This window comes from Mycobacterium sp. NGS45, from assembly GCF_059812645.1.
In genome coordinates this window covers 71,101-83,529 of record NZ_JCALDB010000008.1, presented here as the reverse complement: position 1 = coordinate 83,529, position 12,429 = coordinate 71,101, and the positions used below count along the sequence as shown (strand labels likewise).

The window sequence follows — 12,429 nt, the reverse complement described above, 5'->3', positions numbered from 1 at the left end:
CTACTTCCGCCAGCCTGCGAGATGAGCTCGGCGCTCGGCGATGTCGTCGAACTCGACCTGGCGCTGGCCTTCTCGGTACAACGTTGCTTCTGCGTGCAGCCATTTCCATCGGCGAGTGTCTATGAGTTGACCAAACTGGTACATGCGAAACTCGATGACATCAACGGGGCTATCGAATTGGTGTGACCACTTGTGGAGTTCATGACAGAAGCGCTCGTACGTCACCGCCTTCTCCTCGGAGTAATCGCGACCGGTGAGTGTGAAAACAGCCGAGTTGACACGGGAATCGAGGATCGCGGGACGCGGATCTGACGAGTTGCGATCACTGGTGAAGTAGAGAAACTTTGAGAAGAACGCGGGTCCAAGTCGAGGAACCTTGCCACGGATAGCCTTATAGGCGGCCCCGATCTCACCGCGATGACTGGATTCAGCAGCAGCACAGAGGATGTCGTTGAGGCGATCGTGCTGTTCGGGGCCAGCTGCACTTCCCACGATCGTGGGGGCATTCCGGTAATCACCCATTACGCCCCACGCGAGAACATGCCAAAGGAATGCCACCCAATCAAGGGCCTTGCTCTCCCGGCAACGTGTGGCGAGCGCGAACAACGCTTCGCGGTCCAGCTCGGCCGAGTCAATCGCGATGCCGTGATCGGCCCACCAACTGCTCACCCTGACCGGATCGTCGATCTGACCGGCCTGGCCGAGCACCCGCGACTTCAGCAAGGCTCCAACAGCGTCGTCCGACTCTCGAAACATGTGCGGGCCACCCTCCTGAGCCTTCCGCTTGCTGGCGAAACGCTGCGTCCAGTCCCGACGGTAGCGGTCCACGGAAGCATCTCTGGTGAGACACGCCCAGAAAGAGCGCATAACCGCCTGTGGGAGCGGCGCGTTCCTGGTCGGTGTCTTCGACTACCTCATGGCGGCGAACCGCCGCGTGGCTGACATTTTGGCGGAGCATGGGGAGCCTGACCTGCTCTCAACCGAAGACTACGTTCAGAAAATACTGGGCGACAATATATTTGGCGTTGACCTCAACGAAGGATCCGTTGACATCACCAAGCTGAGTTTGTGGCTGAAAACCGCCGAGAAGGGCAGGAAGCTCACCTCCCTGGACGAGAACATCCGTGTCGGAAACAGCCTCATCACCGACCCCGCTGTAGGCGGGCTGGAAGCCTTCGACTGGCACAAGGAGTTCCCAAAGGTCTTTGAGAGCGGTGGCTTTGACGTGATCGTCAGCAACCCGCCCTATGGCGCTGACATCCCGGAGAGTCAGAAGGAATACCTCAAGGACAGCTACGAGACCTACGAGTACCAGCTCAATTCATACAGCCTGTTCTATGAGCGCGGTATGCACCTGTTGGCTGAGGGCGGGTACATGGGCTACATCACCCCCGCCAACTACACCTACCAGTATTATTTCAAGAAGCTCCGTGCGTTCTTGCAGAAGTTCGATGTTGAATCCATCACGAAGTACAACTACGAGGTGTTCGCTGACGCCTCGGTGGGCGATACCGCCGTCCTGGTGGCGTGCAACCGACCCAACATGAAGTCAGGCATCCTCACGCGCGTCATCGATGCCCCCGCCAACAGCGACATCGGCTTCGAGGAACGGACGTACAGCAGCGTCGTCGATGACGACGGCTACTTCAAGGTGCAGGATTCCGCGCCCTTGGTGGGCGCGAAGGTCAAGACCGTCCTGCTTGGCGACATCGCGGACATCACTATGGGCATCAAGCCCTACCAGGTGGGAAAGGGGACACCGAAACAGACGCGGGAGATGGTGAAGGGAAAGGTGTTCACCTCGGATCGCGCTGTCGATGAGACCTATATGCCGTATCTCATCGGCGGCGACTTCGACCGTTACCGCCTGCTGGGAAACCCGCCGCGATACCTGAGCTACGGCAAGTGGCTCGCTGAGCCGCGCAACAGCGCACCGTTCTTTAACGACGAGAAGATTGTGCTACGACAGACCGCCGATTCGCTGATCGGCTACCTCGACCGCGAGCAGCGCATCAATCTCAACAACGTCTTCAACGTGGGGAACGTGGACGCGAAGTACGGTGCTCGCTATGTACTCGGTCTGCTGAACACGTCCCTGCTCACCGCCATCTATCAGGATGTCGGACAGGAGAAGGGACGCACATTCGCCGAAGTGAAGAAGAACTACTTGGAGCGTCTACCCATCGCGGTGCCGTCCACCGCCGACAAGAAGGCAGTTGAGGGCGCGGTGGAAGCGTGTTTGGATGCCTACGAAAAGCTGAGCAAGGTTGACGACCAGTTCAAGTCAACTCTGCACAATGCGCTCGGGCTGAAACTACCGGACAAGTCCGCGATGTGGTGGCTGCTCTCGGTCAAGGCGTTAGGTGATTCCTTCAGCACGAAACTGCCCCTTGATACCTGGGACGACCTCAAGAAACTCGCTGACAAGTACCGTGACGAAGCTGCTGCGTCCTACGAGCTGGCACGTAAGGAAGAGTCCAAGATCGAAGGGATCGTCAACCGCTTGTATGGCGTCAAAGGCTGACGCCTTCATCCGTGTCCTGTCAGCTCACCGCTTCCTCATCCTCAGCATCCACCGTCGTCGCCAGTAACAGCCGCCGCGCACGTTGCTTGCAGGCGCCATCACCGCCGCACCGACGCTGTGGGGATCTTCCCCAATCGCGATGCCATCGGCCGCCTCGCCGGCGCGGTCTCCTGGCCGAACAAAACGACGAATAGGCGTCAAGGACGCCGCTACCGGGGCCTAGACAGGCGGTGCCAGCCTCACGTCGTTGGGATGGCACAGGAATTAGCTGCGCAGGCGCCGCATCTGCTGAGGTCGGTACTGTCCGCACCTGGTGGAGCGAAGCGCCTGCATCGGTTCGCTGAAGTCATCCAATACCCAACACTCACCGCCGCGGCGCACCTGGCCACAGAGCAATCGGTGCTTACGGCTCAGATCTGGAGGCTTGAGAAGGAACTTGGTGTGAAGTTGCTGAAGTGTGCTGAGCGCGGGCGTCTAATGGTCGTCACCGTCGCGGGCCGACGAGCGCTTGATGCGGTCGCCGATATGCGATTAGCTCCGGCACCTAACGCGCTGCGGGACAAGGTCGTATCCCGTAAGTAGCATCGGTCGCTGTGGGACAGGAGGATTTCTTCGAAGAGACAGAGACCAACAGTCCGTGGTCGCGCGAGCCGACAGACCATCATCGGGGGAGGAGCACTTCTTCAATCACCCCGGCCTTTGCAGACGTTCGTACGCGAAGGGTGGGCACAAATCTTGCGCGGTGATCTTCGCAGCCAATGGGTTCGGAGTCGTCCCATTCGTGGACTACTACGCGCAGAGTGTTGGTCAAGCGGCCGATGAGAAGCGCAAGTGGGAATGGGCAGCGCAGCAGGAGGTGGACCTCAGCGTTGGAGTTGTCGTTCGACAGGGTACGGATGTGCGCGGCGACATCGGCGGCGATCGAACCTGCATCAGCGGGGGCGAGGAGTGAACCACTCACATTCGCGAGATGACGCCAGGCCGAGAGAACCCGCTTACGGTCTTCAACATAGCGGGTGAAGGCGGTGTCGCTACGTTGGGCCAGGAGATCGACATACACGGCTACCTGGGGGCGGCCAGCTGTGATGGCAGACGGGTTCTCGCCCTGATCTGCGACTTGTACTTGCGGATGAGTGATGAATCGCGCTTCGCCATCGCTCGCCCAGGTGGAGCCCTGTTGGTCGATCACGTCGATATGTCCGACTCGAGACGATGGCAGGGCCGCCCCGACGGCGAATGCCACGGAGAGATGAGCCCCTCCCGCGACGCGTAGGCGATGTGCCCCGGAACGAGTCACGGCATCTGGGAGGAGACCGATGGTGTCCTTGAGGTCTCGGAGTCCGTCGGCGCTTGGAAGTCGTTCGTGATCGGCGGGTCTAAGTCGGATGTCGAGTTCATCACCGGTTCGGTCATAGACCTGTGGTGTGTTTCTGGTCTGGAGGCTCAGTCGGAACGTCTGGTCAGTTGCGGCGATTCGGCTGCGCAGAGACGCTATTCGGTGCCAGACCAAACCGCGGGTCAATGCCAGTAGACCGCTGCGCTCGGCGGATTGCTGGTCTACGCCGCTCAAGGTGCCGGGACGAATGTCTAGGAGCCGGTCGGGAGCGTCGTAATCTGTTCCGCCGCCTTCTGTCTTCACCGAATTGATGATGCCGAGTGCAAACACTTCGTGGGCGCGGTGTAGCTGGAGGAGTTGAGGCGCTTCCAGCATCTTCACGACTCTGCTGTTCACCACGTCCGGTGTCGTCACCAGCACGCCACCGGAGATACCGGCCGCTATCGCTTGCTTGAGTCGAGCCTCGGTGTCGCCCGGCGGCAGATCGTCTCGGTCCCGCCAGACAGGGAGGCCGGCAGCGCGCAGGAGCCAGGCGAGTTCCGCGGCAACACCCGTACCGTCCTTCTGGCGGTACGAGATAAAGACAGGGCCTCCTGGTTCGGGGGCGGGGGAATCTGATGTCATGACGTCTCCTTGTGTTTTTCTGCTACGAACGCAGCACGCCTCATTGCGTCGCGGGCGTGTGGCCTATCCCCCGCAGGCGTAGTAGGCAGTCTCTCGGGTATCACTGCCAAGATTCGGTCCTGTTCTACGAGCCAGGTTGCTAGGACCACACGTGCTGATGAATCGAATCCAGCGATGATCGCGACGAACCTGTCGAACCCCAGTTCAGGGTCGCGGAGATGGCGCATGTAGGAATGAAGATCAATCTCGCTTGGGGTCAGTCCTCCGGCCGGGTGGGTATGCCACTCGCCTATCCACTGGCTATTGTCCTCAGACCAGGCAGAGTCCGCGAGCTGCCGGGCATGGTCGAGGTCTCGCATGAAAGTGTGTTCGGAGCGAGTGGCGTTGGGTCCTGGTCCGCCAGCGTGTCGGATCTCGATTCCACCAACCACGTCGTCCCCGAGCAGTAGGCCGCCAGTTTCGAGTCCATCGAGGGATCGCAACGCCTCGCACGCGATTGAGCTGAGCGCACTGCCTGTGATCGTAACTGGAGGCACCTTTCTTCGAGCTGTCATCCTGGCGAGCAAGTCGGGCACGACGCGCGAGGTCTGGGGATGGATGTCCACCGAACCTCGCCGGATTGGCTGAGATCGAACGGCGCTGCGAGGTCACCTGCTGGTCGGAGACCGATGATTGCGTGTTCGTCGGGGATATGCTGGGTGTGGTCACCGTGAAGCGATTCCAGCAGTGTCGCGACCGCGACTTTTGCAGCGAATGTGCCGACGTATCGGAGATCAGGTGCCACCGCCGTCATAGGCTGATGAATGCGCCCGGTGCCGTAGGCCAACTCCTGATCTGCCTCTGCGTCCATCGCTCCCTGATCGGCAAGCTGCCGGCGTATACAGAGGAGACATCCGAACCGGGGGCTTGGTCGCAGCCTGATGACTTCTCCGATCGAGCCATTGTCGAGCACGCACGCCAAGATCGCCGTCTTCCGTGCCCGCCTGGAGAGGTGGCTGACGACGCGCCTAGGCGCGATACCGTCTGCGGCACAGAGCACCAGGTCGACGCGGTCGACGATGGGCCGTATGTAGTGGGCCTCGGCAACTACGTCGCGTCGGTGTGCAACCACTGTCTGTTGTGGCCAGCGTTGGGCGAGGTGATCTTTCATCGCCGCCACCTTGAATCGCCCAACGCTTTCGGGTCCGAGCGTGTGGCGGACCATGTTGTGCCAAAGGAACCGGTCCGGGTCGACAAGCTCGACACGCCCGACTCCGTAGCCTGCGAGCGCTTCTACTGTGGCACTGCCGATGCTGCCGCAGCCCACGACCATGACGCTATTGGTAGTGAGCAGCTCGATCGGCCACTTGCCAGCCAACTGTGCAAGGCCTACAACTTCAGGCTCGACCTCGATAGGGAGTGGTGCCACACCAGTGCGCCGGACGGCCCAGCCCGCAAACTCAGAAACACCGGCCTCAATCAGTTCCGGCGAAAGGTCGGGGGCGTGAGTGACGACCACGCCAAGGTGGTTGCCGGGGTCGGTAACGCCCGGCATCAGCCGCCTGAACTCCTCGAAATCCATGGAGATAGCGGGGCGTCTGGATAAAAACAGATGGCGAAGATGGGTATCGTTCGATGCCACCCTGATCCACTGAGCTGCATGGTGGGGGTCGCCTGAACGAAGAGCGGCGTACTCGCGTGGGACATCGACTGGAAGACGAATGTCCTTGCTAGCTTCCACGGTCTGGACGACGTACATATCGTCCGCGGGGATGCTGCGGAGCACCAGCGATCCGCCAGACAGGACGGAGCCTGTGATCTTGGCGACCGCGTCTCTGGGCATCACGATGTAGGGGTTACTAGGAGACATCTGTGTCTCGCGCACGTTCTGGGGCCAGTGTTGGCGCTGCCCGTTGAATCGCTAGATCAATCAGGTGGTCGTGCGAGGAGTCAGAGACGATGCCATCGACCGACATCTCAACGATGACCCCGGCTTTCATGAGGGCGTATTCGATTCGCCAGCCCGATGCCTTCGCCAGAAGCTCGGTGAGGCTGGCCTCGGGCTGCCAGCCGCCGTCACTCTGGAGTAAACAGAGAGATCCGTCTGGGGCTACATGCCATGCGGACTGTGTCCGTTCCCAGATCGATGGCTTCGGATCGAGGGAATAGATGGTGGGCGGAACCATCGGATATGCCGCAGGGTAGACGGCGAGCACCCTGAGCTCTCGGTCCCCGAGCAGGTCATCGAGCGCTTTGGGCTGTGGTCGCTGGAAAGGCCATCGCGGGAGGACGCCGATCCATCCGCCGTGAGGTAAGTCGTCCACTGCTGGACTCTGATACTCAAGCGATGGCGCGAACGCCTGGACCTCGTTGTGGTCGCGCGCAAGTCGCACAAGTTCGCATTCAGTCCAGAGAACGGGATTGAGCGTGATGACGCCCGCGCCAAGATCTAGGCCGGTTGCGCGATTCATCCCTGCGGAGTGTCTTTCACCGGGCGGGGCGCAGCGGGTGCAACTACTGGCACCGGGTTTCCAGTGGAGACAGGGGGCTTCGGGAAATCGTCCCCAAAGACCGCACCCCAGTGCTTGATCGCAGCAGCAGTGTCATTGTTCGCCTGTGCCTGGAACGCCTTGATAGCGTTGTCGCGTGCGGACCGCAGGGCATCGCCGAACGCGTCGTAGTCGATGTCAGGCTGAATTGGCCCGCAAAGTCCAGCTGGATCGGCGACTTCGTTCCCACCCTCGATGTGGTATTGGGCGCCGACGAAGAACTGCTTGACCGCAGCGGGCTGGTTGACGTCTGTCGGCAGGAAGTCGAGTGCGAGCACCTCCATGACGAGAGACTTGACCTTGATGTCTTGCTCGGCTGCCCACCACTTGAGCATCCGAACAGTGCCAGCGAACTTGTTCCACGTTGCGTGCCGTTCCGCGACCTCGGCGATTAGGAATTCGGGGTCACAAGAGACCCAGTCTTCTGAGAGCGCTTCAGGAATGAGGAGTCGCCCATCGCGGCGAAGCGCAGGCATGGCGTCAACCGTGAAAGCGTCAGGATCGTCGGGGTCATCCAGGAAACACTTGACGGCATGGTTGCGCCACCGGGCCAGGCGGACCGCTTGGTCGTAGGTGCCGTTCGTTGCCCCGAGCAGCGTGTTGACGCGCGTGCGGACGAAATCGAGAGCGTCAGCGGCGGAGCTTCCCGGCGATCCCCATTCAGGATGGTGTTCCGGATCGAAGACAAGGATCACGTCGACGTCGTGGATCGGGTCCTTATGGGTCCCTCTCGCGAGCGACCCGGACGCGACAACTTCTTCCACATCGTTCTCGGCGCCGAAGGCTCCCTTGAAGAGATCACGGCGAGCGCGTGCTTCGCGGACGTGTGTGATGTCAGCGTTCACGACGCTCTGAAACTTCCCGAAGGCAGCGGCCACACTCATAAATGTCCTCCTCCTTGGCTCACCTGCTCGGTCACTGTAGTTAATGGTGCCGACAATGCTGTGCGAAGCAGAGTGGGCCGGTGCCTACTTGCTCAACTGGGTTGCTCTGGTGATTCCCACCGACGAATCTAGGTGCCCGCGATCGCGACGCTTAGGCGGCCGAGCGGATCTGGGACGAGCCTGAATTGACTCGGTCGGTCCGTCATCGTGGGTTCTTTTTGGCTCGGCATCGCTGCGGCAATCGAACATGCAGGCCCACCCCGTACGGGCATAGCCCGAACGCTGCACCACGGCCTGCCTGTCTATCGCCGTGCGCCGACCATGGGCTTATGGCGTTTCACGCTTTCGTGGTCGTCCACGCCCGAGGAGTTGTTGCGCTGCCCGCTGAGGTAAGGCGGCGGATGGACCTGGATGAATCCGGTGCTCAAGTCGAGATCATCGAACGTGAAGATGGTGTGCTGGAGCTTCGGGCCGTGCTGCCGGTGCCGGCCGACCAACGATGGTTCTGGGAGGCCCGCCAGCAACAGCGTGAGAAGGAAGTCGACGAGCAAGTGGCCGCCGGCCGGATCGACGTCCACCAGGACGGCGGGGCGCTCCTCGGCCACCTCGATCGGCTTGATGAGGTCGACAGCGATGTTGCGTTGCAGTTGTGAAATTCGAGACGACCCCAGCCTTCGACGCCGACTATCGCCGACTGAAACCAGAACACAAAGCGGCATTTCGCGACGTGGCGGAGAGCGAGTTCATTTTCTGCCTACGCCGCCGATCCCACGAACCGGCCAGCGAGGTCCGCGACCACCGCAATGACAACAACCAGCTCCGCAACACTGGCACAGTAGGGAAAAGAGCCGTCTCCGAGCTGTCGAGATCAGAGGTCATGCGCCCGTGCGATGATTGAGTGGACGCTGCCGCGGTCTTGTACCAGCTGTACCGGCCGCCCTCGCCGTCCACGACTGGCCCGCCTGCGCGACCTTGCCGTCGTCGATGGTGATCGGCCATGGCTGACCCCAGCGATCAGCGGACAGCTCCCGCCGAAGTGGCCGGGTTCCCACAAGATCATGCCCCTACCGAAACTCACTGACCGTACTGATTACTGGGCGAGCTTTGTGGATCTGGCACTGCTTGAGGCGGCGACGATACCCGACGTCGAGAAAGGATCGCGGTGTTGAGTCAATTGGGCATCAATCTGCTCACGCAGCGGTGGACCTTTCACAACACCAGACTGGAAGTTCCGATGCACAGTACTCCGAAAGCGCCGGGGTCCCTTCGATGAGGCCGATCTAATTGAAAAATGGGTTGAAGACCATGCGGATGCCGATCCCTTGCGCGATGGGCAGGAATGTCCGGAATGGCTGGATGGCAAGACCAATGAACGCGCTCGCAGAGAACTACTTGGGGACACGCAGCATGCGAGTTCGGTTCGTTGAGATGTCCGTGCTCACCGAAAGGGCGCTGGGTGAAAATGGCCGCCAGGCGGTGCCACTCTGTCCGTAATAGGAAATGCAGCGGTTCGTGAGACAACCAACAAGATCCCCGCTCATGAGTCGCTCGATGCAGCCAAGGGTCGAATCCGGAGGTCCTGGGCTGCTGTAGCTGGATCACGGTTTTTCGCCGAAGTGTAGCGCCTGGTGTATAAGTTCTATAGGTAGTATCGGAGCGCTGAGGCAAGGGGGACGAGGTGCCTAGATTCGATGAACGGGCGCTACAGGGCATCGCTCAATTCCAGCAGGTCCCGACCTTGGGGGCGGGCGTCACCGTGGAAGCGGCGTACTACACCGCCCGGGAATTGAAGGGACGCGCTCCTTTCTTGGTTGTTGTCGACCAGGGCAACCAACCAATCCGAATTGTGCCCGCTCAGTCCCTGAAACTCTTGGTACGGATAAAAGGGCATGAGCAGATAGAGGCCGCGGTACGGGGTCCGGCCTTTCTAATCGCTGAGATCACTACGACTTTCCAGTCTGTGATGGACCAAGCCGATGCTTTTAGTCTGGACGACAGCACTTTCGTGGTGGTCACCGGGTCATCGCGTGTGACTGTGGGCGTTACAACGATTGGGCAACTGCGACACGACCTTGTTCACCGACGCTTGGCCGGTGCAATGTTACCAGGCCGACCCAAGATCCCGCCATTGGCTCGCTCCTGCAAATATCTTGAGTCCCAGTCGTACTGCACCCATATGCAACAGTTTCAATCGAAACCGCATGTGATGCCAAAGTGTGTGAATCCTCTGCGACTCAACAGCCATACTTTCGTCTGGTGATCCGATGCTCGCCACCGCGTTCGGCAAGACAGCCGATCTACTGGACAAACGGTTCCTTGTAGGCCTGCTGTTGCCCTCCCTGGGGTTCTGCGCCACGGCGGCGGTGCTTGTGGTCATCGGGCTCGGTTGGCCGGGTCCGCTGCGGTACTGGACTGACCTTCCGCTCCCCGGTCGATGGGCGATCGCTGCAGTGATCGCCGCGGCGGTGTTGTTGGTTGCCGTACTGCTCGGGACCCAGGTCAATCGGCTGGTTGCGTTCTGGGAGGGCTACTACTGGCCCAAATGGTGCTCACGCGCAGGCGCGTGTATCCAACGGCGGCGGTTCAACCGCCTCGGCGACGATGACTGGAGCGAGTTCCGCCGGCTGCAGCACTATCCGTCGGATTCATCGGCCATCTTGCCAACTAGGTTGGGCAACGTGCTCTTGGCCGCCGAGAATTACAGCCGGGAGCGGTACGGGCTGGACAGCGTGTACTTTTGGCCCCGTCTGTATCTCTCAGTTCCCACGGATGTTCGAGCAATCCTTGATGACGCTCGTCGCGCCGTGGACCAGCTCATCGTCATCGCCACCGCTGCTGTTCTGAGTGTCCTGGCGGCATTGGGGTTGGGATTGGTTGGTTGGCATTTCGATGGTGTCGGTGCACCGAGTGTTGTGTGGGGTCCTGTGGCAGCCGTGGCGGCGGCGGTGGCGTTCGGATCGTATCGTTCGGCCGTCACCGCTGCTGTGGCCTTCGGCGATCTGGTTAGGTCTGTGTTTGATCTCCATCGCGGTGAGCTGCTCGCCAAGCTCGGCGTTCCCGCGCCTAGGACCCGCGAGATCGAGAAGGAGACATGGCAAGCACTGGGGCAGTTCCTGTATCGCGGCGGTGCGAGTGATGCCGGCGATGCCCTGATTGAACTTGCGGCCAAGTCCGAAGAACCGAGGTCGTTCACCGTCTCATATAAGGGCCGGCGTTCGCCGAAGGGCAACAAGACGTAGAGACGCACCGGAGTACGCCGGGCCAGGCTGGGTGGTGTGGCAGATCCTGCTTCGTTGCACCGCGGGCCAGTGTCACTGTGACGAAACCGGAATATCAAGAGGGGCAATGCCTGGCATCGATCCGGTAGGTCGGGAACGGTTGACTTTGGGCACTTGTAGGAAATGAAGCTGCTGATGAGACAAACAGTGGTGAAGTCGTCGTGAGACAAATCGAGAAACTGCACGTCAGCTCGCCGGCGATTTGAAGGGAAGCGTGAGAACCTACAGGTTGTTGTTGTTGTCGAGATGCAGTGAAGTTTGACAAACAGACATGTTGTTTAACTACGCCCTGTAATTTAGGCATGCGAAGCGAGTAAAGTGATCTGAGTCACATCCCGCTTTGGGTGTGGAGCGTTTGTGTATGTACTCCACCAGCTCTGATACTGTCGACGGTCACGTAATTCCTCAGGGGTTGCCGTCACGTATTTCCTCATGTTCGGGCCCTGCTGCGGTGAGGGTAGCGGGGCGGTTGGCTGGGGTTGTCAGGTGGTGGCGGGTCCGGGTCGTTTCCGGGGTCGGTAGGACGGTCCGTCCATGAGGACTTGGTGGCTGGTGTTGATCAGCCGGTCGAGCAGCGATTCTGCGACGACCGGGTTCGGGAACAGCGGATACCAGTCTTTCGGAGCGCGGTTGCTGGTCAGAATCAATGGTTTGCCGGCGATGGCCCGGTCGGAGACCAGGTCGTAGAGATCGTCGCTTTGGGTGGGGGTGTGCTCGCGCATCGCGAAGTCATCGACGATCAGCACGAGTGGCCGGGTGTATTCGCGCATGCGTTGGCCGATGGTGCGGTCGGCGTGGCCACCGGCCAGATCGGCAAGCATGCGGGAGCATTTGACGAAGCGGATGTCCCCACCACGGCGGGCGACTTGATGGCCAAGGGCTTGTGCCACATGGGTTTTCCCGACACCCACTGGCCCGTAGAGGATTACCGATTCCCCGGCATCGAGCCATCGCAGCGCGGCCAGGTCGCGCAGCATCGCCGCCGGCAGTTTCGGGCTGACGGTGAAGTCGAAGTCCTCGAAGGTGTTGAGTTGTTCGAAGCGGGCGCGGCGGACCCGCCGCGCCAGGGCAGCCGATTCGCGGCGGCCGACCTCGTCTTCACAGAGCACCTGCAGGAACTCCAGATGCCCCAGTTTGCCGTCACGGGTTTGAGCCAGGCGGGCATCGAGGGTGTCGAGCATCCCGGTCAGTTTCAGGGTCTTCAACGCAGCCCGCAGGCTCGGATCATGAATAGTCACAACAAGATTCCTTCGTA

General features: G+C 60.6%; 11 protein-coding genes and 1 pseudogene. 5 read left to right on the top strand and 7 right to left on the bottom strand.

All coding sequences use genetic code 11. From position 1 onward, the window contains the following. Complete coding sequence (locus tag AC5Y3P_RS09450) at positions 1-828, bottom strand: 8-oxoguanine DNA glycosylase OGG fold protein (RefSeq protein WP_100488808.1); 828 nt, start codon at positions 826-828, stop codon at positions 1-3. 13 nt (positions 829-841) lie between these two features. On the opposite strand from AC5Y3P_RS09450, the gene AC5Y3P_RS09445 reads away from it, so the two are divergent. The 3 genes and pseudogenes from AC5Y3P_RS09445 to AC5Y3P_RS09435 all read left to right on the top strand — a co-directional run bounded on the left by AC5Y3P_RS09445 (position 842) and on the right by AC5Y3P_RS09435 (position 3,106). Next, complete coding sequence (locus tag AC5Y3P_RS09445) at positions 842-2,524, top strand: N-6 DNA methylase family protein (RefSeq protein WP_500045645.1); 1,683 nt, start codon at positions 842-844, stop codon at positions 2,522-2,524. 102 nt (positions 2,525-2,626) lie between these two features. Next, a pseudogene (locus AC5Y3P_RS09440) lies at positions 2,627-2,761 on the top strand (transposase); the annotation flags it as partial. A gap of 15 nt (positions 2,762-2,776) precedes the next feature. Beyond that, a complete protein-coding gene (locus tag AC5Y3P_RS09435) occupies positions 2,777-3,106 on the top strand; it encodes a LysR family transcriptional regulator (protein WP_500045644.1) in 330 nt (109 codons plus the stop codon). Positions 3,107-3,185: 79 nt separating this feature from the next. Here AC5Y3P_RS09435 and AC5Y3P_RS09430 read toward each other — a convergent pair whose 3' ends face one another. From AC5Y3P_RS09430 to AC5Y3P_RS09410, 5 genes are read right to left on the bottom strand one after another with little or no spacing between them, the layout of a single operon-like run. Continuing rightward, on the bottom strand, positions 3,186-4,484 hold the full coding sequence (locus tag AC5Y3P_RS09430; protein WP_500045643.1) for an SAVED domain-containing protein: 1,299 nt from the start codon (positions 4,482-4,484) through the stop codon (positions 3,186-3,188). Next, positions 4,481-5,038 (bottom strand): Mov34/MPN/PAD-1 family protein, encoded by a 558-nt coding sequence (locus tag AC5Y3P_RS09425; RefSeq protein ID WP_500045722.1) that lies wholly within the window; start codon positions 5,036-5,038, stop codon positions 4,481-4,483. Before AC5Y3P_RS09425 ends, AC5Y3P_RS09430 begins: the two co-directional genes overlap by 4 nt. After that, entirely contained in the window at positions 5,035-6,348 is a 1,314-nt protein-coding gene (locus tag AC5Y3P_RS09420; protein WP_500045642.1) for a HesA/MoeB/ThiF family protein, read from the bottom strand. Before AC5Y3P_RS09420 ends, AC5Y3P_RS09425 begins: the two co-directional genes overlap by 4 nt. Next, positions 6,323-6,934, bottom strand: coding sequence for a hypothetical protein (locus AC5Y3P_RS09415; RefSeq protein WP_500045641.1), 612 nt, complete (start codon positions 6,932-6,934; stop codon positions 6,323-6,325). The genes AC5Y3P_RS09420 and AC5Y3P_RS09415 overlap by 26 nt, the downstream gene beginning before the upstream one ends. Further along, a complete protein-coding gene (locus AC5Y3P_RS09410; RefSeq protein WP_500045640.1) occupies positions 6,931-7,896 on the bottom strand; it encodes a nucleotidyltransferase domain-containing protein in 966 nt (321 codons plus the stop codon). Before AC5Y3P_RS09410 ends, AC5Y3P_RS09415 begins: the two co-directional genes overlap by 4 nt. A gap of 401 nt (positions 7,897-8,297) precedes the next feature. On the opposite strand from AC5Y3P_RS09410, the gene AC5Y3P_RS09405 reads away from it, so the two are divergent. After that, positions 8,298-8,549 (top strand): AbrB/MazE/SpoVT family DNA-binding domain-containing protein, encoded by a 252-nt coding sequence (locus tag AC5Y3P_RS09405; protein ID WP_500045639.1) that lies wholly within the window; start codon positions 8,298-8,300, stop codon positions 8,547-8,549. 1,611 nt (positions 8,550-10,160) lie between these two features. Then, positions 10,161-11,135: a hypothetical protein gene (locus tag AC5Y3P_RS09400; protein WP_500045638.1), complete on the top strand. Its 975-nt coding sequence runs from the start codon at positions 10,161-10,163 to the stop codon at positions 11,133-11,135. Positions 11,136-11,656: 521 nt separating this feature from the next. On the opposite strand, the gene istB is transcribed toward AC5Y3P_RS09400, so the two are convergent. Next, complete coding sequence (gene istB / locus AC5Y3P_RS09395; RefSeq protein ID WP_500045637.1) at positions 11,657-12,412, bottom strand: IS21-like element helper ATPase IstB; 756 nt, start codon at positions 12,410-12,412, stop codon at positions 11,657-11,659. Positions 12,413-12,429 lie beyond the last annotated feature (17 nt).

Bases quoted from the DNA above. Each gene is read 5' to 3' on its own strand.
- AC5Y3P_RS09415 (WP_500045641.1), bottom strand. From the start codon at position 6,934: ATGAATCGCGCAACCGGCCTAGATCTTGGCGCGGGCGTCATCACGCTC.
- AC5Y3P_RS09435 (WP_500045644.1), top strand. From the start codon at position 2,777: ATGGCACAGGAATTAGCTGCGCAGGCGCCGCATCTGCTGAGGTCGGTA.
- AC5Y3P_RS09410 (WP_500045640.1), bottom strand. From the start codon at position 7,896: ATGAGTGTGGCCGCTGCCTTCGGGAAGTTTCAGAGCGTCGTGAACGCT.
- AC5Y3P_RS09430 (WP_500045643.1), bottom strand. From the start codon at position 4,484: ATGACATCAGATTCCCCCGCCCCCGAACCAGGAGGCCCTGTCTTTATC.
- AC5Y3P_RS09405 (WP_500045639.1), top strand. From the start codon at position 8,298: ATGGACCTGGATGAATCCGGTGCTCAAGTCGAGATCATCGAACGTGAA.
- AC5Y3P_RS09425 (WP_500045722.1), bottom strand. From the start codon at position 5,038: ATGACAGCTCGAAGAAAGGTGCCTCCAGTTACGATCACAGGCAGTGCG.
- AC5Y3P_RS09400 (WP_500045638.1), top strand. From the start codon at position 10,161: ATGCTCGCCACCGCGTTCGGCAAGACAGCCGATCTACTGGACAAACGG.